Below are 24095 nucleotides of genomic sequence, written 5' to 3' on the forward strand. Positions count from 1 at the left end.
CGCTTCGCTGAAGTCCGGTTGCAGAGATTCTCAGTGAGAGAGGAGTTCACTCCGATGCGCCGGTCGTGCCGGTTACGCAGGCGTCTGCTGAGCGTCCGCAAGCAGACGCATTAAGAAATAGCCCATCAGAAATCCACGCGAAGTCCACAGAACCGTTCGAATCCAATTGGTCGATACCAATTGTCGATAGATAGACTCATCAAAGCCGTTCATGAGCCGGGCGTGGCAAGGAACTTGAATGAAAACGGTCGAGAGCCAAATACCCAAAACCATCGCCAAACCGAACGCCAAAACCCATCCAGGGACCCCCTCGGGGCGGTGTAACAGCAGCACGACCGCAGTGGCCAATTCCAGCAGCATCGCCGGACCGACGATCGGCGTGATCAATCGGTTATGGTCAGCCTCGTATCGCGAAAAGAAATCGGTGCCGACTCGATCGAACAAGTTGTAATGCACGACTTGGACCGTCCAAATCAAGCCGACCAAGTACCAGGTCACCATGACGTGAACCACAAAAATCGATTTCGCACTCATTCAATGGATTCTCTGCTTTCACGACCCAACAGATAAGAAAGTTGGGATTCCAGATTCGTGAATCGAAATCGGTATCCTGAGTCGACCAACACGTCCGGGGTAACTCTGGCACTTGCCAACAGCAACGCGTCGGCCATTTCCCCCAATGCCATTCGCAATGCAAAGGCGGGCGCTGGCATCAATGCCGGGCGACGAATGACGCGACCCAACGTCGCAGCAAACTCTTTGTTCGTCATCGGCTGTGGCGATACGACATTCATCGGCCCGCTCACGTCGTCCCGCATCAACGCGTGATAGATTGCGCCGATACAATCGTCCAGCCCGATCCAGCTCCACCACTGGTCACCCGAACCGAGCCTGCCACCACAGAACTTCGCCGGCAACAGCATCTGCGACAATGCTCCTCCACGCGGCGACAGTACGATACCAAATCTTGTGTTGACCACTCGTATGCCGGCGGCGCGAGCGCTATCGCACGCACGTTCCCAGCCGACGCACAAATCGGGCAGGAATCCATCGCCGGGCGCAGACGACTCATCGAGGACTTCGTCTCCGCGGTCGCCAAAGTACCCTGTTGCCGAAGCGCAAATCAGAGTCTTGGGGCCGTTCTCCAGTCCGGCAAGCAGGTCGCAGAGCTCTCGTGTTTTCACCACACGACTCGATACCATTTCTTTCTTGGACTGGGCCGTCCATCGACTGTCGCCGATCGGTTTGCCAGCCAAATGCACCACGGCATCGACTTGTTGCAGAGACTCACGATCAAACCCTTCCGACCAAGGCGCAATCGCATCGGGATCCTCCGGGTCTGGGCTGCGAACGAGTCGCGTCACCGAATGTCCCAGCAATGTCACCAGATGCCCCAATGCGGAACCCACCAAGCCGGTGCTCCCGGAAATTGCGATGTTCAGCGGACGCTCAAAGGGATACTCCCTCAACAATTGCAGGTCATCTCGAGTGACCCGATGGCGATACGCGAACATCGATTCAAGTTTGCCTTTGACCAACCCGCCGCCCATCATCTTTCCAATCATCCCCAAGGGCAGGCGATAAGTCACCGCATCCTTCATCACACAGTGATCCTGAAGAATCGTCTGTGACGGATTGTCCGCCGCATCGTTCGCCACACCGTTGGAAAAACTGTGGCGATGATCCCACTGGGCAAACGGCCCGGAGACTTGAGTGTCCGCAAAGAGCTGGGGCGGGTCGTACTCCGTGTGCCGAGCCAGCCAGCGAAGCGGCACGCCGAACAAGCTCGTCTTCAGAACGACCTCACTGCCGACGGCCAAGCTGCCATCGGACCGCTCCACGATCGCCGATTCCCACGGCGGTATCAAACGTTGCAGCGCACCAGGGCGATCATGGTACGAGAAAGCGTCAGTCTCACTGACCGGCAACGACGTGGATGCAACGTAGTGTTCAGCTGCTGGCATGCCGGGTCTTTACCTTTTCGATAACTCAATCACTCGGGCTGCAACTCGGACAGATCTGAATCGCCCGCCATCGCCCTCAGTTTCTCCATCGCTCGCCGCTCGAGTTGGCGAACGCGTTCTTTGGAGACACCCAGGCGATCAGCCAAAGACTGCAATGTATGAACCTTGCGGTGAGAACCCAACGAGAATCTCGCACGAATGATCAATTTTTCGCGTCGATCCAACTCGTCCAGCATGACACTCAGGCGAGCACGCAATTCATGCCATCGCTTTTCGCTGATCGCCGACTCACGGACATCATGGGTAAGGTCCAGATCCATGTCCTGTAATCCGCCGACCGTCGTCTGACGCTCCTGCTGGTTCGTCACCACGGTGCGATAAGAGTTTCGCCGGATGACTTGCGTCGCATAGGTGCTGAATCGAAACCCGCGATCGAAGTCAAATTTTTCGACGGCCCGGATCAATGCTACGATTCCGTCGCTGAGCAGCTCGTCAAACGCGTTACTCGTGTTCACAAACTTCTTCACGATTGAGAACACCAACCGCAAGTTGGCTTCGACAATTCGATCGCGATGCCATTCGGCCATGAAAATCAATCGCTCGATGATTTCCAACCGCACACGCGAGGGTCGTGCCGGGTTGAGCATGCTGCGATGGATTGCCGCTTGTTGTAACAAGTAGTTCATGCGTTGAAACAGCATCCGTTCCTGCTCTGGCTTCAACAACGGTGCTTCGCAAAGCCGCCCCAAATGAACCGGCATGTCCACCCCGCTTCGCTTGATCGCTGCCAGCCCGAGCGATGCTTGACGCGGCGCCAGACCCAACGCTTCGGAAAACAATTCCTTGCCAAACCCGGGATCGCCGTGAGACGGATTCGAAATAAACGAAATCTCGCTTCGCAGTCTTTGTCGAATCCGCTGTTGAAGCTGCTGCCCCTCCAGCTCATCCAAAGGCTCAAGCACTCGATCGGCTTCCGCCATCGCCTCTCGCAGTTCTTCGCTGCCGAACCAGGATGGCACTCTCGCACGAAATTTCTGCGGCGAGAGACCGGCCATCGATTCCAGCATCGCCTCGTCGATCCCCTCAACCGCGGACAGTGTTTCTAATGCCAAGTGTGTCATTGTGGGTGCCATGGTCTGTAAAACGTCCGTTTCGTGCAAAACGTTCACCGTGAACGATATGATGTATAACCGCATGTTCGATACCAAGCAACGGACGGATTCCACGAAAGCGCCCAAAAAGCGGATCTTTAGTAAAATCCGTCTTTCTACAATGTTTTTTGCAGGTGGCGGTTGGCAGCAACGAACTCACCGCTACGATCCCTCTGCGGCCAAACCGGTCGCAATTCGTCCAATTCAATCGTGTTGAGTGTCCGCCAGGGTGCCCGTCGAAGTGTCCGTATCTCGAAGTCAGTTTTCGCCGAAGCAAGTCGCAACTGCCCTGGCAGTCAGCGAGTCCTCCGTCAAGCGTTGGTGTGATCAGGGCGTCATCCCGACCGTGCGGACGGTCGGCGGTCACCGTCGTATTACGGTGGACGGTTTGAACGAATTTCTGGCATCGACCAGCCGAAAGCTCGTGAATTCCGATGCGTTGGGCATGGTCAAGCAGAGGGCAGACCGCAAGGCCGGTGAGATTCCTGGAGGACAGTTGCCGGACCAGCGAGCGTTTCGGGTCGCCCTGGCCAACGGTGACCAAGAAACGTGCAGTCAATTGCTGCAGGCACGCGTCGAGCAAGGCTGGATGCGCAGCGAGGCGGCTGAGGATTTGATTGCCGATGCTCTCCGGGGGCTTGGTGAAGCTTGGAATTGTGGTGAGTTGGAGGTCTACCAAGAGCGGCGTGGCTGTGAGATCTGCATGCGGCTGTTGGAGCATCAATCACAGATGTTGCCGGCACCCCGCGATGATGCGCCGGTTGCCATTGGCTGTGCCCCCGAAACGGACCCTTATCAGATCCCGACCAAGTTGGCGGAGCTTGCCCTCAAGGAGGTTGGGTACCGGGCGGTGAGCTTGGGGAACAACTTGCCCATCACGAGTTTGATCCAAGCTGCAGCCGATTATCAGCCTCGGTTGGTCTGGCTCAGTGTGACCACCGTCAGCGACGTCAATCGCTTCATCTTGGACGAGAATCGTCTTGCAGAAAGCCTCTCCAGCGATGTCCTGTTGCTGGTGGGTGGTCAGGCATTGACGGATGAATTACGGCCAAAGCTTCGGTACACCGCTCACTGCGACACGCTACGGCACTTGATTGAATTGGCCGGCGTGTTTCGCAAGTCCTGACTTGGTCGCTCGCGATAGATTGTCACTCCATCCCCGTTTGCCCAGCAGGCGTAGGCGGAAGCGGCGTTGGGCGCTGCGGTTTCAACCGGTTGGTGGCGTCACCTGCGCCTTCGGCTACGGGTCAAACAGAGAACCTGCGCCTTTGGCTAATTCAGCAACGAAGCGATCGCCTCCACTAGCAGGCGGCGATTTTCTCCCTCAGCCAGCAGTGCCGAGTGATCGAGAACGAAACCGCACTCAGAAAGCTTTCGGCTTTCGGGCAACGCAAACGGTTTGCGGCATCGTTTGGGGCTGCATCGGTCCATCGAGCGAAACGCCGGGCCGACTGGAATCCCCATTTCTCCGGCGCGTCGGACGACTCGATCACGAATGAAAGAATCTTTTGCCAGCCAAGCGACTTTGTAATGCGTAATCGAACACTGAATTTCACACACATCGCTGGGGTCGCTTTGACCCTTTGCGTCCTGCGGTCCCTCCGCAGCCCCCGGCAATTCACTGAGCCATCGGACATCGCCCAGTTCACTACTCAGTGTCTGCAGCTCAATCGCCGTTTGCCAACGTTGCCGATTCATTTCCCTCAACCGGCTCAGTTGCGGCAGCAGCACGGTTGCCTGCAAACCCGACAGAGGTTGTGTGTCACTGGGGCGATCGAGCGTTGCATTCCATTTTGCCTCCATGCGTCGGTCATTGGATAGCAACGCACCTCCGTTTCCGGCGCACAGCGGCTTGCTGCCTCCAAAACTCAGTGCGGCCAGGTTTCCCCAGCTGCCCGCCGGTCTGCCGTGCGCAACAGAACCCGGGCACTGACATGCGTCTTCGACGAGTTGCCATCCGTAGTGATCGCAGATTTCCCGAAGCGGGCCGACGGGGGCAAAGGTGCCATACAAATGCGAAGCGATGACGGCTTTGATCCGATCGCTCTTGGCATCTTGCACCATCTCTAAGTCCAACTGCAAGCTTTCTGGTCGGACATCGACCAATACCGGTGTCGCCCCGGTGGCTTCGATCGCCCGAATATTTCCGGGGAAATCGAACGCCGACAGGATAACTTCGTCCCCTGCCCCGATTCCGACCGTTCTCAGGGCCATCTCGATCGCTGCGCTGCCACTGCCCATCAAGCGTACATGCGAGCATTGCGAAAGTGATGCGATTTGACCGCGCAGCTCCTCATGGGCCGCTGATTTGTATCTTCCCCAGTCGCCCGAAAGGATCGATTCCTGAAGCTTAGAACCGATCTCAGGCCACTGCGGAGGCCAAATCGGGCAGGAAAACGTCATCTCATCTCCTCGGCTGGGCTTGTGACCTGAATAGGGCTTCCATATCATGCCGCACTTGCATTTCAAGGCCCAGGTGCCCTCATTGGATAGCCATTTGCTCGCATTAGCCGATAGCCTGACCGACTTTTTCGCCTCCCCCGCGATCATGAACTTGACCAGTTTGCTGGCCGAAGCCGGGGATGCTGCGCCGGATGCCACCCAGCCGCAGGGCAATTTTATCCAGCAAATGCTGGCCAGCCCGCTGTTTCCGATCGTGGGAGTCATGTTCCTTTTCTACTTTCTGTACCTCGCTCCAGAGAAACGCAGAAAGGCCGAAGAAGCAGAACGGATGTCCAAATTGGCCAAGAATGATCGCGTCATCACGATCGGTGGCATTCACGGCGTGGTAGCGTCGGTCACTAAAGATAGCGACGTGGTCACTCTGAAACTCGATGACAGTGGAAACATGCGGATGAAGGTCAGCCGGTCTGCGATCGCGTCCATCGTCAAAGAAAAGAAAGAAGGCAACTCCGGCGACAGTGACAAGGAAACCGCCTGAGCGACGAAAGCCTACCAGACAAGACACGCTGATAAGACAACTCAATCGTGGCTGGCTGAGCAAACGCACAACGCTAACGCTCGACGGTCTCGCCAGCAGAACTCCCTACTCAATAATCAATCCGATCGGTTGGCCACGACGGCCGACGGTCCCCGAATCCCCTGATTCTTAGCAACGACTGATGGACTGTTCAATCATTTCCCAAACGCTGACGAACCACGTGTTTGCCGCAGCGACTCTGTTTGCCCAGACGGATACCGAAACCACCGGTATTTCCTGGACACAATACGGAGTGCTGTTGATCGCGATCGCGGTCATGGTGGTGCCATTCGTCCTCGGTGCCTACTTGGCCAAACAGCTCAAGATGCCCGGTCATTCCTCTCGGATCGGCTGGGTGCTCTTTGCGATCATCGCCAGCGCCGCGGTCCTGATCAACAAACTGCCCGGACTCGGTGTCGACCTGCGAGGAGGAACGATTCTCGTCTACGAAATCGATCCAGAGAAGAATCGCAACGAAGACGGCGGGATCAAAATCAAGTCCGAGGAATTGGTCGGTCCGCTGATTCGTCGCGTGAACCCCGCCGGTACTCGTGAAATCGTGATTCGCCCCTACGGCGAAACACAGATCGAAGTCATCGTGCCAGAGGTCGACCAACGCGAAGTCGACCAGATCAAGACCAGCATTGCCGAAGCCGGTTTGTTGCGTTTCGCGATCGTCGCCAACCAAATCGACCACAAGTATGTGATCGACGAAGCCCGTCAGCAGTCGGAGTCGCCCAGCACCACAGTGCGACTGGCAGACGAGATCAAAGACGTTGATGGTTCGGTCATCGGACGCTGGGCAATCGTCGACCGCGAAACCGGCAAAACCGAAGGCGAAAAGACGCCGTTCCGGCTCGACGTCAGTTCCGCCATCTTGCGTAACCCAGACACCGGCGAGTTCATCGAACTGCCTCCGAGCGTTCGCGGCGTCAAGAACGGCGAGAAACTGCAAGCACAATGGGTCGATCAAAGCGGCATGTCGGGCTTGGAAATCCTGATGGTCACCGACCCACTATACGATGTGACCGGCGAAGACCTCGCGTTCGCGTCCTCGTCGTTCGACGAAAGCGGCGGACCCTCGGTTGCCTTTACCTTGACCGACACCGGCTCGGGCAAGTTCTATGCTTTGACCAGCGAGAACTCGCCTCAGAACGGTCGTGAACGCCAGCTCGGCATCGTGCTGGATGACCGCTTGCTGTCCGCCCCGAACATCCAATCGACGATTCAAAAACAAGGTCGAATCACGGGCCGCTTTACTCAAGAAGAAGTCGATCAGTTGGTCAATATCCTCAAAGCAGGCCAGCTCCCAGCCGCTCTGACCAAGCAACCGATCGCTGAAAACGAAGTCGATGCGACACTGGGGACGGACACGATCAACAAAGGCATCATGGCGATCAGTGTTTCACTCGGCCTAGTGTTGCTGTTCATCTTGTTCTACTACCGATTCGCCGGTGCCATCGCCTGTTTGGCCCTCGTGCTCAACTTGGCGATGATCTTGGCGACGATGGTATTCATCAACCAGCCGATGACATTGCCCGGATTGGCCGGTTTGGTTTTGACCGTCGGTATGTCGGTCGACGCCAACGTTTTGATCTTTGAACGCATCCGCGAAGAACTGAATAAGGGTGCCAAGCCTCGCATGGCAATTCGAAACGGTTTCGCCAAGGCGACCGTGACGATCATCGACGCCAACCTCACGACCTTGCTGACCGCGATCGTGCTTTACGCGATCGGTACCGACCAGATTCGCGGATTCGCTGTGACGTTGATCCTCGGTATCCTGTTCTCCATGTTCACCGCGATCTACATGTCGCGAACCTTGTTCGATATCGCTGAACGACACAATAAGTTGACTCTCAGCATGTCCGACGGAGTCAACAAGCTGCGTTCGGCCTTGTCCGGCGAAGGCAACGTGGACTTTATCGGCAAAGGTGCTTTGGCTCTGACACTGTCGGGAATCCTTGTGTTGGTCGGCATCGGCTCGCTATTCGCCCGCGGCAAGTCCATCCTGGATATCGATTTCGCTGGCGGTTCATCGGTTCAGTTCCGATTGAGCCAGCCGCTGGAAGCCGATGAAGTCCGGAGCATCATGGACGCCGGAATCGGCGAGTTCAACGGATCAAAGGTCCAGTTCACGGTCAACGGCGTGACCATGGAAGGTGCCGATAAGAAGACTGTCTACAAAGTCGACTCGTCGCTGGAAGACGTGAACGACCTGAAAGACCGCGTCGTCGAATCCTTTGCCGCCAAAGAAGGCGTGGATCTGCTGAGCTACCAAGTCAGCATTCAAGACTCGGCTCCCGCTGCAGCAGACCAATCATCGCTATTCGGAAACGGCCAGTTCCTGACGGTCGCTCGACCTCAAGATGCCGAGCCAGGAGCCGCCGATGCGGAAACCACACCAGCGGAAACCACACCAGCGGAAACCGCACCAGCCGAAAACGCTGCTCCTGCTGCCGAAACTGCTGCTCCTGCCGCGGAAACCGCTCCTGCACCTGCTGATGCGTCTGCCTCAACCGACGATGCGGCACCAGCCGATAGCGCCGAGGTGGTCGATACCGACACTGCGGATGCACCACTGGAGACGACGACCAAGCGTGTGATGCTGAGCGTTCAAGGCAGTGACGGTGCCGCACAGATGAGCGGTCCGACTTTGATCCTGCGTCTAAAGGAAGTCGCCGATGAATTGGGTATCCCACTGAACGAACGTGTCGTGTCCGTTCTGCCCTCTGGTGAGGGGGCCGAGGATTGGAGTCCTGGTTCATCCGTGCCGTTTGCCGAGTGGAAAGTCGAATTACCGATGTCCGCCGAAACGGGCGACAAGTTGATGGCTGGCTTTGAAAAATCACTCGCCAGCGAGCCCATTTGGGTCAGCAGCAGTAGCGTCGGTTCACGCGTCGCCGGTCAAATGGTCGGTCGTGCCGGTGCGGCCTTGTTCGCCAGCCTGATCGCCATCATCGGGTACATTTGGTTCCGATTCCAACGCGTGATCTACGGCTTTGCTGCGGTCGCCGCCTTGGTTCACGACGTGTTGATCACGCTGGGGGCAATCGCCGTCAGTTTCTGGTTGGCCGATTTCCTGGGCTTCATGCTAATCGATCAATTCAAAATCAGTTTGACGGTCGTCGCCGCGTTGTTGACGATCATCGGTTATTCGCTCAACGACACGATCGTCGTGTTTGACCGGATCCGCGAGGTCAAAGGCAAGGCTCCGCGTTTAACCGGTGAAATGGTCAACACCAGCATCAATCAAACGCTCAGCCGAACCTTGTTGACTTCGTTGACGACGTTGATCGTGGTGGTCCTGTTGTACGCCTTCGGAGGCGACGGTATTCACGCGTTCGCGTTCGCTCTCGTGGTCGGCGTGATCGTCGGTACCTACAGCTCGATCTTCGTCGCCAGCCCCATCCTGTTGTGGTTGGTCGGCCGCGGCGAAAAAGCAACGGCCTAAACGAAGCGACCACGGTTGATCAACGAATTCGCCTTGATTGGAGAAAACGCAAATACAAGCACGAAGCGCAAGCGAGTGAATAAAACGCCGTGAATCACTCGCTCACTCTTCGTGCTGGTTTTGAGAGAATCACTCGCTTGCGCTTCGTGCTGGTATAGAGCTCAAGTAGTTGTCTTGAGGCAAATCGAGCCATCCTCAAACAAAACATGGCTCCCCTCTCCCCCAAATCCTGGCGAGCCTAAGCGAGTCAGGATTTGGGGGAGAGGGGCAGGGGGTGAGGGGGATTGAATCCCATGCCTCACCTCGACGAGACCGTTCTAAAAATCGACCGGCGAAGTTAGCTAGGTAACCCACTCCATCTGCCGAACACAGAACACACCAAACATGCTTGCTCGATCCCCTGTTTGCTGTGTTGTCTTTCTTCTTCTGCTCAGTCTCCCCGGAATTTCAATTGCGGAGAAACCGGCCGAGTCATCTTCCGGCAACGCCGCCGCCTCGGGTATCACCGCGCTGGCACTTCGACGTGACCTCGGATTCCTCGCAAGTGACGATCTGCGCGGTCGCAGCGTGACCGATGACACGATCCAAGTCGCTGCGGATTATCTCGCCCGACGCATGGGTGAGATCGGGCTTCAAACGGACAGCTACGACGGAACGCCGTTTCAAGCCGTCGATGTCCCCGTCGGAAATGAAACCGGCGCCCCCGACAAGAACAATGCGACCTTTCGCATCACTCGCGATGACGAGGGAGTCGACGAGGTGAACGTCACCCTGCGCGATGGATTCTCTCCACTGGCCGTTGGAGCCGATGACGGTGCTGTATCCGCGCCGTTGGTGTTTGCCGGCTACGGCATCACGGCACCCAAGATCGGCTACGACGACTACGCCGGGATCGATGCCAAAGGTGCGGTGGTGATGATCCTCCGCAAGGAACCACAGTTGAGCGATCCCGACAGCCCGTTTGGTGGCACCGAAAACAGCCAGCACGCATATTTCCAGACCAAGATCGCCAACGCGATCGAGCACGGCGCGTTGGCGGTCTTGATCGTCAACGATCCCAAGAGCATCGAGGAAGCGGTGCAAGCCGAAGAGCAGCGGATCGAGCAAGAAAAAGAACGCCAGGTTGCCATCGAGAAACAGCTCAGCGAGCTGCCCGCCCAAGCCACCAAGAATCAAGCGGCGCTGAAAGAGAAAATTGCCGTCATCGACGGTATGCTGGCCGACATGCAACGCAACGTTGATGAAGCTCGTCGCGGCGTACTGGGGCTGTCCGAGGCCGGTACAAAGAACAACAAAACAAAATCAATGCCGGTTGCGTCGATCGCTCGCGACGTCGCGGTGGACTTGCTGAAACGAGGCGGCAATGTCTCGCTGACGGAGATCGAAGCCTCCATCGATCGGGATCTCAAGCCGCAGAGCCACGAACTGGAGTCGATCATCGCCAGTGTGATGGTCAACATCAAACCTGCCGTTGCCGAGACCTTCAACGTCGTTGGCGTCTATCCAGGCAAAGGCCCCCTCGCCAATGAAACCATCGTCGTTGGTGCCCACTACGATCACGTCGGAATGGGCGGGTACGGATCGTTGGCACCAGGAACGATTGCAATCCATAACGGGGCCGACGACAACGCGAGTGGCACGGCAACGATGCTCTCAATCGCCCAAACGGTGACCGGGAAACTCGAGACCGTCACGTCGCACCGTACTCTTGTTTTCATCGGATTCACAGGCGAAGAACGCGGGCTGATCGGCAGCCAGTTCTACGTTGATCACCCTTTGCGAGAGCTGAAACAGACTGCCGCAATGGTCAACTTGGACATGGTCGGTCGTCTGCGAGACAATGAGCTGACCGTTTACGGGACCGGTTCGGCCGACAAGCTGGAGGCCGTTGTGGACGCGGCCAACCAAAAGCAAGAATTCAACCTTTACAAGGTCGCTAGTGGCTATGGGCCCAGCGATCACCAGTCGTTTTACACCGCCGGCGTCCCCGTTTTGTTTTTCTTTACCGGGTTGCACAACGATTATCATCGCCCAACCGATGATTTCGACAAAATCGATTTCGGTAATCTAACCCGGATAACCGATATGGTTTCCGATGTCACGCTGCAACTGTCAGTGCTGCCGGAACGTCCTCGTTATGCAGAAACGGAGCAGAAGGTCCAGATTCGCCGTCAAATGACCGCGTATCTCGGAGTCACACTCTCCGACGGAAATGGTTCCGTAATGGTTTCCAGCATTTACGAGGATGGACCGGCAGAAGCCGGCGGGGTGCAAGTCGGTGATGTGCTTCAGCGTATGGGGAAAACGCGAATTCGATCGTCTGACGACGTTCTGAGTTGGTTGCGTGATCAGTCCCCAGGCAACGAAGTCGTCGTCCGTGTCTTGCGCGCTGGTAAGACGGTGAACTTGAATGTGAAGTTGGGAAATCGGCCCGGCAATTAGCGATTGCTAGCACGGCGAACTGCGGAAAAAGTTTTTTTCTTAGCCGCCCTGAACCTGCCGTTTCTGTCTTTACGTGGTTGCAGCGTGGTGACAGAATCCCAACTCAGTGGAACATGCCGTTGTACGTGACGGCATGCTGATGGCAACAAGCTAGACGCGAACGTTCGCGACTGATCTTACCATCGGAATTTGGATGCGCACCCAAAATGCAAGGAGAGCGAAAGTGCGAATGATTCGCAATTTGGTCGTCGGAGTTGTCGTCGCGGCAACCGCAATCGTTTCGACCACGGCGCAAGCCCAAGAGCCGGCAGCAGGACACCGTATCGCGGTGGTTGATGTCGCCTACATCTTCAAGAACCATCCCGGCATCAAGGCTCAAGTGGCTGCCGTCGAAGGTGATCTGAAAGCATACGATGCCGAATTGAAGACCAAACGTGATGCGTTGAAGTCGGCGGCTGAAAAGTTGAAGACTTTCAAGGTCGGAACCCCCGACTACACCGCACAAGAAGAAGCCGTTGCAGACATGGACTCCAAGCTCCGCTTGGAAATGGCTCGCAAACGCAAAGAACTGGCCGACGCAGAAGCCAAGATTTATTTCGAGAACTACCAAAAGATCGCCGCCGGCGTGAAGTTCCTCGCTGAACACTACAAGATCAACTTGGTCTTGCGCTACAACAGCGAGAGCATGGAACAAGAGAGCGGTGAGTCTGTCATCCGTGGCGTGATGAAAAACATTGTTTATCACGACAATGCTTTGGACATGACCCCCGGTGTGATGCAGTACCTGGACAAAGCACTGCCCGCTGCAGCGTCGACCGCTGGAGTTGGTGGAGCCGGAATCAACCGCTAAGGATTGATTTTCGGTGGGTGCGCAAAACCCAAGAGAAATCGTTGCCGGCGAGTGGCCCCGGCCATACGCCGCAACGGTCTCTGGGCAGCAGCATTCACCACAGGTGCCGCGAAAACGAAACATGATTGCATAGCGAAATCGTAACCCGACGCGTAAGCGAGGGATCTACGGTTGCGTCCTCGCCTACGTGTCGAGTTACTAGTGCATCATCCGGTCTTGATTTTGGGGTTAGCCGTTTTGGCGTTAGCCACGGTTGTGTGAAAACCGTGGCTAACGCCAAAACGGCTCATCTACCGAACCCACGTTCTAAGACTGGACGATGCACTAGGCAAAGTAGAACGTTCAGGCCAAGGATGGCCGGACAACCAATGACTCAACAAATTGACAACAGCAGACGCCAAACCAGAGTCAGGTAAGGCGCAGGCAGGGAGGTCAGCGTGAATATCTCACGCAACGAGCACACGATCGCAACCACGTGCGAAGTCAGCGGGACGGGCTATTGGTCCGGACAGCGGGTTCGAGTGGTGATGTCGCCGGCCAGGGTCGGTACAGGCATCTTGCTGGTCCGCAGCGATCTGCCCGGATGTCCTTCCTGCCCAGCGACTGCAGAATTCCGTCATGATGCTCAGCTACGAACCATTCTGCAACGCGGTGATGCGCAGTTTCAGTTGGTGGAGCATTTGATGGCAGCGCTCTACGCGATGGAAATCGACAACTGCATCGTTGAGATCGACGCGGAGGAATTGCCTGGACTGGACGGCAGCTGCGCCGCATACGTGGACGCCCTGCAAAACGCGGGTCTGATCATCCAAGCGGCGGAAAAAAAACGCTTGGTCATTCGCGAACCCTTCACGATTCGGGCTGCAGATCGCACGATCTCCGCGGCGCCAGCCCCAAACGGTGTGACGGAGTTCGAATACGAGCTTTCGTTCGATCACGAATGCGTCATTCCCAATCAAAAATTCCGCAGCACATGCACTCCCGATCGCTTCGCGCGTGAGATTGCACCGGCGCGGACGTTCATCACACAATCTCAAGCTCAGACGCTGAGAGCTCAAGGCGTTGCGTCTCATGTAACCAACAAAGATTTATTGGTTTTTGGCGACCACGGACCGATAGAGAACACACTGCGATACTCCGACGAGTGCGCACGACACAAACTGTTGGACATGATCGGTGATCTAGCGTTGACGGGCCTGCAGTTGGTAGGACAGTTTTCGTCCGTTCGTGGAGGACACAACCTCAACGGGACGATGGCGACTCAATTGTTGCAGCTGGCTCAACAACAAACCATGTCTCGTTCAAACACCAATCCAAACAGTCAGCAGCAAGATCGAGCCGCGTAAGGCACCGTCCGCACGTGGCGAACCATTTTCCTCCCCTCGTTTGATATGACCATTCGGAGTCACCATGGGTGTCACCATCGCTCAGACCGCCGTCGTCGATCCCCGCGCAACGCTGGGAACGAACGTTCGAATCGGACATTTTTGCGTCATCGGTCCCGATGTCGTTATCGGTGATGACACGTTGATCGAAGATCACGTGATCATCTCAGGTGTTTGTCGACTGGGTTGCGAGAATCATATCTTCCCCGGTACGGTCCTCGGCGCCGCTCCTCAAGACACCAGCTACAAAGGCACGCCGACGCGTGTCGAGATCGGTGACGGAAATGTGTTTCGCGAACACTGCACGGTGAATCGCGCCACCGAAAAAGAAGACGGCGTGACGCTGGTCGGCGACAACAACTACTTCATGGCCGGTGGGCACATTGCTCACGATTGCAAAGTCGGCGACCGAATCGTTGCGGCAAACAACATCATGCTCGGCGGTCACGTTCGCGTCGGCAACGATGTGATCTTCGCCGGAGGCGTCGGCGTTTCCCACTTCGCAACCATCGGACAACTCAGCTTCGTCAGCGCAATGAGTCGTGTGTTGCACGATGTTCCGCCCTACACGATCGTCGACGGCCAGCCCACCAAGCCACGCGCCATCAACACGATCGGATTGAAGCGTCACGACTATTCCGAAGACGATATTCGGGTACTGACGGACGCCTTCAAACTGCTCTATCGCCAACGCGTTGGTGTTGAGGCAGCCCGCGAAGAAATGTTCAATCGCGGACCCATTCGCCCTGTCTTGCGTCACCTCTTTGACTGCGTGGATCGTTCCTGCAGCGGACGCCACGGACGTGGCCAGGATCAGAGGAAAAAGAAAGCAGCATGAGCGGACTTCGCATTGCCGTCATCGGCGCCGGACACCTCGGACGAATCCACGCCAAACTGCTCGGCAGCGTTGACGGTGCAGAGCTCGTTGCGATCAGCGATCCGTTCGAATCGGCTCGTCAAAAAGCCGCTGAGCTTTACGACGTGCCCGTGGTCGCAAACTATCTCGATCTGATCCCGAGAATCGACGCGGCGATCATTGCCGCTCCCACCGATCTGCACTGCGAGATCGCGGTCGAGTTGCTCAAAGCGGGAAAGCATGTGTTGGTGGAAAAGCCGCTGGCGAACACCGCAGAGGACGCCGATCGCTTGGCCGCACTGGCAGCATCCAAGCGTTTGACCTTGCAAGTCGGCCATGTGGAGCGATTCAACCCCGCGTTCACCGCGTTGGGCCAAGTCGGAGTGGATGTCAAGTACGTCGAAGCCGTCCGGGCGTCACGGTTTCCAGGGCGTTGCCTGGACGTCGGTGTCGTGATGGACTTGATGATCCATGACATCGATCTGGTGCTTTCATTGACCGAGGCCGCCGTTGCCAGTGTTTCCGCGAGCGGACTGGCCGTTGTCAGTGATCATGAGGACCTCGCCGAAGCACGCATCGAGTTCGAATGCGGCTTGGTCGCAAACTTGAAGGCGTCCCGGGTCAGTCCCACACCCGCACGAAACATGCAAGTGTTCGGTTCCGGCGGATTTGCCAACATCGATTTCTCAGGTCCGACATTGACCACCGTTGTTCCCAGCGACGACATGGTCGATCGCTCGTTTGATTTGTCGACGGAAACGGACAATCCACTGAGCTACGCTGACCAACTCTTTAGTGACCACTTGGGCGTCCAAGTACACCAGTTGGAGCCACGAAACGCCATCCTCGACGAGCTACATGACTTTGTCATCAGCATTCAATCGGGAATCGCGCCGACGGTAACGGGGGTTGCCGGTGCTCGCGCAGTGACCGTTGCGGAAATGATTCTCGATTCCATCGCAGCACGTCGCTGGTACAGCGACAGTGTCACCACGGAGATCGGCCCAGCAGCCGTCGCCCGTCAGCGAATCGAAGTCGCTAGCCGACGCCAACGCCGTTCGGCCTAGCCCGGATATTGCATCCATCGGTTATTGACGCGGGGTTGCGAGTTCGATACGTCCGCTTTTGGGAAATGATTTGATTTTGATGGGGGCTTTCGCAGCGCCGCGCAGAAGGCCCCCCCTCCCCCAAGCGAATGATTCGCTTCGTGGTTGCGTTTTCCTCGAGGGTTGCCGCCCTTAGTCGCTTCGGCAAAGACGCGCCATGACTTCGTTAAAGAGACTCGCGCTAGGGCAGTGAGTCGGAAGGTGAAAAATCACTCGCCGACAAGTCACGCGTACTCGCGCGGCAATCTTGAACAGACGCAAGCGGATCGTATCCACACGCATCCGAGCATGTGTAGTGCCCTGAAGTGCCAACCGGCGGATTCCGTCGACCAACACATACGCCAACGACGACAGAATCAAACGAAACTGATTGGCCATGAAGTCTGTGCAGCTGGTTCGATCGGCAAACAAACACATCTGTTGTTCCTTGATCCGATTCTCCATTTCACAACGCTGACAATAACGTTCTCGATAGAAATCCTTCGGGTTCCAAGCAACACTGCAGATCGTTCCAGGATCGAGGATTTGTCGAACCTGTTTGCCGTCCACGCGAGGGCGATGATAAGTCGGCTCGACGATCCCTTGGGCACTGGGCAGGTTTGTCACGACGAAACGCGGGTTGGCTCCCTTGTCGCCGTGCTCCGCCTTGCCGAGAACCCAGCGATGACGGTCCCATGTTTCCTGAGTGCGATAACGGAACCATTTGAAAAGCGTTCGCGTGGATTTAAATTTCAAATGCTCAAGTCGAGCACGGGTCATTTCGCAGGCAATATTGCGGATCAAGACGTTGTTCTTGGGCAATCCGAAGACATAGTAGACGTCGTTTTTATCGCACCAACGCATGAGTCTTTCATCAGAATATCCGCCATCGCCACGTAAAATGATTTTCGTCTCCGGCCATCGCGAACGAATCTTTTGAACCAGCAGTTTGGTCACCGCGCGAGCGTGATGGGCTGCGCCAAAACTGCTGGGACGTAGGTAGGCGACGAGCAACTGATAGCCACAGAACACGTACAGCGGCAGAAAACAGTGGCCGTCGTAGAATCCATTGAAGTAGTTTTTGTCTTGATTGCCGTGCGTCGGATCATCTGTGGCATCATAGTCCAAGGTGATTTCTTCGGGCGGTTTCTCGTAGCTGTCCAGAAAGGTGTTTACGATTTCTTCGTGGATAGCCAGCATCGCTTTGCGATCGACACGATTTTCGAAACGTGAATGCGTTGACGGACTGGCCAAAGGAACGTGTTCGTCGCTGTCATAGTCATTCTGTGCAGGCGTGCGTCCGGCAGCGACTTGAAAGGCTGCATCATGCCGCAAGTGGGCGTGATCGTTGCCGTCCTCGTAGCCTGCCGCAATTCCAAAGATACGACTGGTCAGGATCTCGGCCTGCGGATGTGCGGTGTAGATAGGATCGCGTGGATCGGCAATACAAGCGTCGACTCGGCGGATCAGGCCGAGTCGTTGATCGACTTCGCGAAGCAGTAGCAATCCGGCGTCGGACGTGAGCGTTCCGCCATCAAAATCAAACTCGACAGCTTGGCGACGGAGGCGTTTCAGTGCAGCTCGTTTTCGATTACGCTTTGTCATTGCCGAGAGCCTTGGGCTTGGGATGTGTGAAGTGTTGTAACTCCAATGCATACCAGGACTAAGGCTCTTGCGCTATAGGGGGAAACAAATTTTCGGATGCAATATCCGGGCTAGCAATGGACTGCTCAAAGTATGGTGTTGTTTCTTTTTGGGTTTGCGCAAGTTTATGTCCCTACTGCCGGCGCAGCTGGTGACCCCAGTGAGCCTCAGACGCTAGCCGTGGGCCTGAGGCGGATTGTGGTGCCGGCCCACGGCTAGCGTCTGAGGCTCACTTTGATTGCGATGCATGGGACAAAAACATGGACTGAAAGAACAATGTCAACACCAAACTTTGAGTAGTCCAGCCTAGTGCATCATCCGGTCTTGATTTTGGGGTTAGCCGTTTTGGCGTTAGCCACGGTCGTGTCACGAAAACCGTGGCTAACGCCAAAACGGCTCATCTACCGAACCCACGTTCTAAGACTGGACGATGCACTAGCGCCAGAATCGCGACTTGAGCTTTCATACCAGCACGACGCGCAAGCGAGTGATTCTTTAATACCAGGACGACGCGCAAGCGAGTGATTCCCGGCGTTTTATACACTCGCTTGCGCTTCGTGCTGGTATTGACATCGTTTCCAATCAAGGTCGATTCACGATCGCAGCAATAGAGAAGCCGTTTTGGAGACGGCGGGAGATCTCGACGACCAAATTCAGGTTGGACAAGTTGCTTCGTTGCCTTTGGCAGAATCCAAGTGTGGCGAAGCGATGATGTCGTGGCGGTGATGGGAATCGATGGACTCATCAGCGATCGGCTCATCAGTGTCGGGATCCTCCACGTTGGGGACTTCTGCGCCCAGAACATACGCCAGTGGTTGCAATCCTTCGTAGCCTTCACAAGCCATTCTAGCGGCGATCAGGATCGGGACGGATAAGAACACGCCCATGAATCCCCACATCCAGCCCCACAAGACGATCGAAAGGAATACCACCACGGGGCTCATGCTCATCGAGCGACCTAGAATGGATGGCGTGATGAACTGGCCTTCCAGCGAAGTGAGAGTCAAGAAAGTTCCGGTGACGATGAATGCATAGTACGGTTGTCCAAAGTTGACCAGTGCGACGACAAAGATGATCATTGCACCGCAGATAGCACCGACGATTGGGATGAAATTGAACGCGAATGCCATGGCTCCCCACAGAATGGGTGACGGCATTCCGAGCAACCACATTGCCAGTCCAACGGAAACTCCGAGGCAGGCATTGATCGCGGTGATCTTTGCGAGGTAGTTCCCAAGCCCTTCTTGAACGTTCGCAATGACCTCGATCAATCGGCGTCGGGCGGTGAAACCGGGCAACGCATGCATGATGCTGCGTAACAGATCGTCACCGGTCGCCAGCAAGAAATAAAGCAGTGCAAGACATATCGAGACGAAGGAGACGGCGTTGCCCGTGCCACTGAGATAGACAAAGTTTCCCGTCCATTCAGGTTGCTCAATTTCAACCGGCACAGGTTCCTCTGCATTGGTGGCAGATGTAGAGTCGTCCCCTCCGTCCGATGAGTCGGATAGTTCTTCTTTTGCTTCATCAACCGCTTTGAGTTTGTCCGTCAAAAACGAGAGTTTCTCTTTGACAACGGAAACATTTCTGGGAGCGTCCGCGATCATTTGCTGTGCCGGCTCGGCGACCAGATAGCCTGCAACTCCCAAAATGATCAACACGCAGAGAATGATTCCACCGGAGCCGATGGCCGGATGAATTCCAAAACGCTTGGCTTGGCGAACCACCGGTCGCAGCACCATGTACAGAACCAGTGAAGTGACGACGGGCACCACCATGTTCCGGGCGTAGTACAGGGCATACAGAGTGAGCATGACCGCACAGACGCGAACCGCGATGACCCCAGCAGGTCTGGAACCATCGCTGCCCGTTTCGTCGTTTGGTTCCGTGTCGGTCATCTGACTACTGATTCAGGTTTCGTTCACGGTTGTTTTTCATCAAGCGATCTTTAGCATCCATGTTTCGTTTGACGCCGTATCGCTTGTCCAGATCAGCGGCCCATTGACGGTCTGCCATGTTGGGCCAGTTGTCTTCATCGAAGCCTTGCTGGCCTTCGAGTTGCTGCTGGGTGACATTGAGCACCAGGACATAGTCGTCGGAATCAACGTCGTCGTCGCCAGCTTCGTCCGGGTCAACTTGGACTTTGAAAGCTGCAAAGGGAACAGCGAACAGCTTGTTTCCAACGCCCAAGAATCCGCCGTAGGTAACCGCAGCGTACTCCACTTTCCCGGTTCGGCTGTTGATCACGACGTCTTTGATCTCGCCGACACTTTCTCCCTGCGAGTTCTGAATGTTGTAGCCCATCAACTGACTCACTCGGATGTTTGCGCCCTGAGTCTTGGCGTCCAGTTTCCCGGCGTCAACTTTGGGGCGTGTACGCTCCCTCGTCGTGTCCTGTGCGGTTGCCGTGGTCGACGTGAGGCACGCAATCGCGGTGAGTGCCGATAGAAATTGAGATGTGCGTTTCATGGTTCTGTTCCCAGTGCTGCTGTGAAGAGTTCGGCCAATCCAGTGATGTGGCCTATGCTTCACTTCTCTGCAGCATAGGCTGGACCAATCACACAGGATGCAGCCCATTTTCGGCAAAGACGTGTAGAACGATCATTACTTGCTCATTCACAGAACGGCGGTCTGATCGCTGCTTGATCGCATTGGTTGTTTCGATATCAGCACAGTAGCGTTCGCCTGGGCTGTTAAAGATTTGGTGCTGTACAGGTGCTGTACAGGTGCTGTACAGGTGCTGTACAGGTGCTGTTCAGGGGCTGTTCAGGGGCTGTACAGGGATTGGCATGCGCAACCTTTCTCCCTACGCCGTGGGACGTGCGGAGAATAGGTGTCGCGAAATCCACGTAGCAATCATCGCTCCGCGTGATTTTTGCAAAGAGACAGGACGTTTGTTTTCCGCACGTCCCAAGGCGTTGAACAACATAGCCCAAGGCTAAAGCCTTCATTCGACTTAGCGAATTGACGTTGCATATCAAGACCAGTGTTTTGACTGCTCGGTGCCTTACGGCTCAGTTGTTGACCGCACGTTCAATCTTTTCAAAAGCATGACAGAATCATTTCCTCTGCATGCTTGGTTTGGAACATCGATTGCGGCAGGTGCTGAAACCGTTTGCGTCACAACCGTTCTGACGCAATCCCCGAAATCGAGATTCAGGAGACTCCCCGATGTCAAAGTTATCGTTCACGTTCGCTTCTCTGGCAATTGCAGCATTTTGCGGACTGCAAAGCGTCCAGGCCCAGCAGCCGTTGCCTGGTCAACCAATCAGTCCGACGCCACCGGGAACGGAAGTGATTCGACCAACTGAGCAACAAGCCGGCGTGCAAAACGATCAAGGTGATCGCTATGAAGCGCGTCGTGTCTCTGTTGATTCACAGTCCAATCAACATGGACTGACCGTCAGAGAAGCCATCGTTCAAAAGCTGCAAAAGACCAATGAAGCGGAAATCGAACTTGCAAAGATGGCGATGCAGCGAACAGATAACCAAGAGTTGAAGCAGCTCGCGCAGATGATCATTCAAGATCATCAACAATGCAATCAAAAGCTTCAGCAGTGGGGCAGTCAAAACGACAAACGCAGCTCTCAAGATCAGTTGGGTCGAAATCAGGACGCTGGAGAAAACCGAGTCGGCAATCAAAAACGACCAAACAAAACGGATCAGTTTGCGAGCCGGCCAACGGGTGATGCGACGGGTGATGCACAGTCGGCGAGGGTACCGAATGAACTGTGGCGAGTAGGTGAACAGGCGTGCGAGAACGCATTGAAAATGACCAAGGACATGCTCGGAAACTATGAAGGCCAAGATTTCAACATGGCGTTTCTTGGACAGCAGTGCGTGGCACACACCATGATGCTTGCCGAGTTGAAAGCAATTGCCAGTGTCGGGCCTGAGGAGTTGCAAACATTCGCTCAGGAAACGAGCCAAAAGGTTGAACAGCACCTTGAAAAGTGCAAGCAACTTGCCAAGAAGCTCGAAGACGATCGATCAAAGAGCCGGTCGTAGTACAAGTCCTGTCAACCTCGAATATTGCAGCGCCGTAACCTGTCCGGTTGCGGCGTTGCGTCTTTGTCCCGCCATCTCTTTGGCGAGCTGCAGACCTACGGTTCATGCCCGAGTTTGGTCGACGAACATGACCTTTCCAACCATGACGACTTGGATGTCGCCCAATTTCTTCTCGACGTTGAGCAACGACGCCCCATTCGGCATATTCAGCCGGCCGTGCAGCGACGTTATGACAGGCACACGAAGGTCGTTGCATCAGGCAGCTGCACGAATCACCTCACGCCGAATCACCCCTGCGGATTGTCGACGAAATAGGTTGAATCGATAGCGAAGATAGGGCCAAGCGACGGTAGCCGCAGTGCTGTTGGGACGGAAGAATGCGGTCACTCGGTATGTAACACGACCGCAAGACGATTGATTGATCTCAAATCGCTCTTCGCCTTGTTCGGGATGCGCCGGCAAAGTGCCAATCGAAAATGCAAACCGCCGAGTGTCCGAGTCGTACTCGTCCATCACGTCGACGATGCGACACGCGGCGAGTGTCCATAGTCGGAAAACTCTCGCCCGAATCGCGATGTTCTGACCGATTTCGATCGGCGTTTCGCGAGGCAATGCCTCGACCCAACCGACATCGAATTGCCGCCAATGTCGGAACGCGGTCAGTGCAGCAGCAAAGATTGCTTCACCGTTGCCCAAATGAACTTCTGCGACATTATGATCGTAACTCGCAGGTAGGTTTCCTAATGACGCAAAAGTGTCGGGATAGTTCAAGTCCTGACGAGATTGCTGGGCAAGAAACGCAGCAATCGTCTTGTCATTGGGCTGAGTCAACGTAAACAATATCGGTTTCCTGTCGTTCTATGCAGTGGACATCTGGCAAAGTTGTCAAATGGCGACAACGACTCGCCGATCTCGTGCTGACTCAGACAACCGGACCGCGTCGGCCCATCAGCAGTCCGAGGATGAACAACACCAAGAAAACAAAGAACAGGATCTTTGCGATCGTGGCAGCGGTTCCCGCTACGACGCCAAATCCAAGGACACCAGCGATCAACGCGACGATCAGAAAAGTAATGGCCCAGCCTAACATGGCAATCTCCAATGGTTGAATGATTGTTTCGCGGCAACGCACGCCATTGCCCGGCGATAAAAGTGACGAAAGTGCGATTGCCGTGCCAAATCCAATGAACCTGCAATACCGCAACGAAAAGGTTGAAAACACCACTGTGATTGCGCGTTTGCGAATCAAACTGTTCGCGTAGCAATCAGAGGTCTCCACGTGCCGGCGTGACCATCTCAAACCGACAGCAAATTGCTCCAGCTGTTCCTTCGCAATCGATTCCGAGACCAGCGGTGTCCGGACCAGTCCCGACACGACCACCCCTGCGCGTGCCACCTCTGTGCGTGCCACCTCTGTGCGTGCCACCCCTGTGCGTGCCACCCCTGTGCGATCGCGAGCTTGCTATGCAATTCAAGCTCGGTGTAGCAAGGAGTTGAAATCGTCTGCCGGCACATGGTTTGCTCGACTGTCGCAGCATTCGATTTATAACCGCGTCTGGGAGATTGTCATGTCATCATCTGCTCAGCCTGGCTCGCACGGTCACTCATCGGACCAGTTTTGGGATGGGTTTCAGGCCCGCTCGATACCGGATTTGGGCTGACGTGTTATGCGGCTCCCCCGATATGACATTCCTGGGCTGGCTTCACAAGTTTAATGTGGCAATGTCTGATGTTCGACAAATGGGTTTCCGCGTCACTGAACCAACTCGCGATGATCTTGTTCTCTTCAGTCATCGTGTATCTCGCCATCCTGCTCTACACACGAGCAGTGGGGCTTCGCAGTTTTTCAAAGATGTCGGCAGCCGATTTTGCCATGACCATTGCGGTTGGGTCACTCTTCGGGGCAACCATCTCGAGCCCTTCGCCGACACTGTTCATGGGGCTGTTTGCAATCGCGTGTATGTTTGGCGGGCAATGGCTGTTGGCAACATTGCGAGTGCGATCGGACAAAGTCAGTAAGGCGATGGATAATCAGCCACTGTTGCTGATGGCTGGATCAGAAATCATCCATGAAAATCTCCGCAAAGCAAATATGACTCAACAAGACCTGTTCGGGAAATTGCGTGAAGCGAATGCAATGAATTTCAAACAAGTCAAGGCAGTCGTGTTTGAGACGACGGGTGACGTGTCTGTGCTGCATTCTGCGGATTCGATTTCACTGGAACCAACAATCTTTGACGACGTGATCGGATCAGAAAGGCTATTTTCGTAGCGTG

Annotated in this window: 19 protein-coding genes; 10 read left to right on the forward strand and 9 right to left on the reverse strand. The window is 55.5% G+C overall.

Annotated elements, in window-relative coordinates; translation table 11 throughout:
- Positions 1-72: 72 nt before the first annotated feature.
- From Pla52nx_RS12240 to Pla52nx_RS12250, 3 genes are read right to left on the reverse strand one after another with little or no spacing between them, the layout of a single operon-like run.
- Positions 73-534, reverse strand: a complete 462-nt coding sequence (locus Pla52nx_RS12240) for a hypothetical protein (protein WP_146523785.1) — start codon at positions 532-534, stop codon at positions 73-75.
- Entirely contained in the window at positions 531-1964 is a 1434-nt protein-coding gene (locus tag Pla52nx_RS12245) for a TIGR01777 family oxidoreductase (RefSeq protein WP_146523786.1), read from the reverse strand. Before Pla52nx_RS12245 ends, Pla52nx_RS12240 begins: the two co-directional genes overlap by 4 nt.
- 29 nt (positions 1965-1993) lie before the next feature.
- Complete coding sequence (locus Pla52nx_RS12250) at positions 1994-3097, reverse strand: sigma-70 family RNA polymerase sigma factor (protein WP_231742872.1); 1104 nt, start codon at positions 3095-3097, stop codon at positions 1994-1996.
- A gap of 259 nt (positions 3098-3356) precedes the next feature.
- On the opposite strand from Pla52nx_RS12250, the gene Pla52nx_RS12255 reads away from it, so the two are divergent.
- Positions 3357-4241, forward strand: a complete 885-nt coding sequence (locus Pla52nx_RS12255; protein ID WP_146523787.1) for a helix-turn-helix domain-containing protein — start codon at positions 3357-3359, stop codon at positions 4239-4241.
- A 146-nt stretch (positions 4242-4387) separates the two neighbouring features.
- Here the strand turns inward: Pla52nx_RS12255 and Pla52nx_RS12260 are convergent, their stop codons facing one another.
- Positions 4388-5518, reverse strand: a complete 1131-nt coding sequence (locus Pla52nx_RS12260; RefSeq protein WP_197455165.1) for a DegT/DnrJ/EryC1/StrS family aminotransferase — start codon at positions 5516-5518, stop codon at positions 4388-4390.
- A gap of 46 nt (positions 5519-5564) precedes the next feature.
- Here Pla52nx_RS12260 and yajC point away from each other — a divergent pair, with 46 nt between their 5' ends.
- The 7 genes from yajC to Pla52nx_RS12295 all read left to right on the forward strand — a co-directional run bounded on the left by yajC (position 5565) and on the right by Pla52nx_RS12295 (position 16149).
- Positions 5565-6056 (forward strand): preprotein translocase subunit YajC, encoded by a 492-nt coding sequence (yajC, locus tag Pla52nx_RS12265; protein WP_231742873.1) that lies wholly within the window; start codon positions 5565-5567, stop codon positions 6054-6056.
- Positions 6057-6237: 181 nt separating this feature from the next.
- Positions 6238-9549, forward strand: a complete 3312-nt coding sequence (gene secD, locus Pla52nx_RS12270; protein WP_146523790.1) for a protein translocase subunit SecD — start codon at positions 6238-6240, stop codon at positions 9547-9549.
- Between the two features lie 384 nt (positions 9550-9933).
- Complete coding sequence (locus Pla52nx_RS12275) at positions 9934-11991, forward strand: M28 family peptidase (RefSeq protein WP_146523791.1); 2058 nt, start codon at positions 9934-9936, stop codon at positions 11989-11991.
- A 229-nt stretch (positions 11992-12220) separates the two neighbouring features.
- Entirely contained in the window at positions 12221-12841 is a 621-nt protein-coding gene (locus Pla52nx_RS12280; RefSeq protein ID WP_231742874.1) for an OmpH family outer membrane protein, read from the forward strand.
- Positions 12842-13278: 437 nt separating this feature from the next.
- Complete coding sequence (gene lpxC / locus Pla52nx_RS12285; RefSeq protein WP_146523793.1) at positions 13279-14187, forward strand: UDP-3-O-acyl-N-acetylglucosamine deacetylase; 909 nt, start codon at positions 13279-13281, stop codon at positions 14185-14187.
- A gap of 64 nt (positions 14188-14251) precedes the next feature.
- A complete protein-coding gene (gene lpxA / locus Pla52nx_RS12290) occupies positions 14252-15064 on the forward strand; it encodes an acyl-ACP--UDP-N-acetylglucosamine O-acyltransferase (protein ID WP_146523794.1) in 813 nt (270 codons plus the stop codon).
- Positions 15061-16149: a Gfo/Idh/MocA family oxidoreductase gene (locus Pla52nx_RS12295; protein WP_146523795.1), complete on the forward strand. Its 1089-nt coding sequence runs from the start codon at positions 15061-15063 to the stop codon at positions 16147-16149. The genes lpxA and Pla52nx_RS12295 overlap by 4 nt, the downstream gene beginning before the upstream one ends.
- 171 nt (positions 16150-16320) lie before the next feature.
- On the opposite strand, the gene Pla52nx_RS12300 is transcribed toward Pla52nx_RS12295, so the two are convergent.
- The 3 genes from Pla52nx_RS12300 to Pla52nx_RS12310 form a co-directional block, all read right to left on the reverse strand.
- The gene (locus Pla52nx_RS12300; protein ID WP_342190172.1) at positions 16321-17772 is read right to left on the reverse strand and encodes an IS1380 family transposase; all 1452 of its coding nucleotides are present in this window, start codon (positions 17770-17772) and stop codon (positions 16321-16323) included.
- Positions 17773-18464: 692 nt separating this feature from the next.
- Positions 18465-19709 carry an AI-2E family transporter gene (locus tag Pla52nx_RS12305; RefSeq protein WP_146518549.1) on the reverse strand — a complete coding sequence of 415 codons (1245 nt, stop codon included), beginning with the start codon at positions 19707-19709 and terminating at the stop codon, positions 18465-18467.
- A gap of 4 nt (positions 19710-19713) precedes the next feature.
- Entirely contained in the window at positions 19714-20280 is a 567-nt protein-coding gene (locus tag Pla52nx_RS12310; protein ID WP_146518548.1) for a PRC-barrel domain-containing protein, read from the reverse strand.
- Positions 20281-20982: 702 nt separating this feature from the next.
- On the opposite strand from Pla52nx_RS12310, the gene Pla52nx_RS12315 reads away from it, so the two are divergent.
- Positions 20983-21819, forward strand: a complete 837-nt coding sequence (locus Pla52nx_RS12315; protein ID WP_146518547.1) for a DUF4142 domain-containing protein — start codon at positions 20983-20985, stop codon at positions 21817-21819.
- A gap of 255 nt (positions 21820-22074) precedes the next feature.
- Here the strand turns inward: Pla52nx_RS12315 and Pla52nx_RS12320 are convergent, their stop codons facing one another.
- Both Pla52nx_RS12320 and Pla52nx_RS12325 read right to left on the reverse strand, forming a co-directional pair.
- Positions 22075-22659 carry a DUF1990 family protein gene (locus Pla52nx_RS12320; protein WP_146518546.1) on the reverse strand — a complete coding sequence of 195 codons (585 nt, stop codon included), beginning with the start codon at positions 22657-22659 and terminating at the stop codon, positions 22075-22077.
- A gap of 82 nt (positions 22660-22741) precedes the next feature.
- Positions 22742-22909 (reverse strand): DUF1328 domain-containing protein, encoded by a 168-nt coding sequence (locus Pla52nx_RS12325; RefSeq protein WP_146518545.1) that lies wholly within the window; start codon positions 22907-22909, stop codon positions 22742-22744.
- Between the two features lie 639 nt (positions 22910-23548).
- On the opposite strand from Pla52nx_RS12325, the gene Pla52nx_RS12330 reads away from it, so the two are divergent.
- A complete protein-coding gene (locus Pla52nx_RS12330) occupies positions 23549-24091 on the forward strand; it encodes a DUF421 domain-containing protein (RefSeq protein WP_146518544.1) in 543 nt (180 codons plus the stop codon).
- The last annotated feature ends 4 nt before the right edge of the window (positions 24092-24095 follow it).

The organism is Stieleria varia, assembly GCF_038443385.1.
GTDB classification, from domain to species: Bacteria; Planctomycetota; Planctomycetia; order Pirellulales; family Pirellulaceae; genus Stieleria; species Stieleria varia.

Excerpts from the sequence above, each read along its gene's own strand:
- Pla52nx_RS12240 (WP_146523785.1), bottom strand. The coding sequence starts at position 534 with ATGAGTGCGAAATCGATTTTTGTGGTTCACGTCATGGTGACCTGGTAC.
- Pla52nx_RS12295 (WP_146523795.1), top strand. The coding sequence starts at position 15,061 with ATGAGCGGACTTCGCATTGCCGTCATCGGCGCCGGACACCTCGGACGA.
- secD (WP_146523790.1), top strand. The coding sequence starts at position 6,238 with ATGGACTGTTCAATCATTTCCCAAACGCTGACGAACCACGTGTTTGCC.
- Pla52nx_RS12330 (WP_146518544.1), top strand. The coding sequence starts at position 23,549 with ATGTTCGACAAATGGGTTTCCGCGTCACTGAACCAACTCGCGATGATC.
- Pla52nx_RS12310 (WP_146518548.1), bottom strand. The coding sequence starts at position 20,280 with ATGAAACGCACATCTCAATTTCTATCGGCACTCACCGCGATTGCGTGC.
- Pla52nx_RS12300 (WP_342190172.1), bottom strand. The coding sequence starts at position 17,772 with ATGACAAAGCGTAATCGAAAACGAGCTGCACTGAAACGCCTCCGTCGC.
- Pla52nx_RS12280 (WP_231742874.1), top strand. The coding sequence starts at position 12,221 with ATGATTCGCAATTTGGTCGTCGGAGTTGTCGTCGCGGCAACCGCAATC.
- Pla52nx_RS12250 (WP_231742872.1), bottom strand. The coding sequence starts at position 3,097 with ATGGCACCCACAATGACACACTTGGCATTAGAAACACTGTCCGCGGTT.
- Pla52nx_RS12325 (WP_146518545.1), bottom strand. The coding sequence starts at position 22,909 with ATGTTAGGCTGGGCCATTACTTTTCTGATCGTCGCGTTGATCGCTGGT.
- Pla52nx_RS12305 (WP_146518549.1), bottom strand. The coding sequence starts at position 19,709 with ATGACCGACACGGAACCAAACGACGAAACGGGCAGCGATGGTTCCAGA.
- Pla52nx_RS12315 (WP_146518547.1), top strand. The coding sequence starts at position 20,983 with ATGTCAAAGTTATCGTTCACGTTCGCTTCTCTGGCAATTGCAGCATTT.
- Pla52nx_RS12275 (WP_146523791.1), top strand. The coding sequence starts at position 9,934 with ATGCTTGCTCGATCCCCTGTTTGCTGTGTTGTCTTTCTTCTTCTGCTC.
- Pla52nx_RS12245 (WP_146523786.1), bottom strand. The coding sequence starts at position 1,964 with ATGCCAGCAGCTGAACACTACGTTGCATCCACGTCGTTGCCGGTCAGT.
- yajC (WP_231742873.1), top strand. The coding sequence starts at position 5,565 with ATGCCGCACTTGCATTTCAAGGCCCAGGTGCCCTCATTGGATAGCCAT.
- lpxA (WP_146523794.1), top strand. The coding sequence starts at position 14,252 with ATGGGTGTCACCATCGCTCAGACCGCCGTCGTCGATCCCCGCGCAACG.
- Pla52nx_RS12260 (WP_197455165.1), bottom strand. The coding sequence starts at position 5,518 with ATGACGTTTTCCTGCCCGATTTGGCCTCCGCAGTGGCCTGAGATCGGT.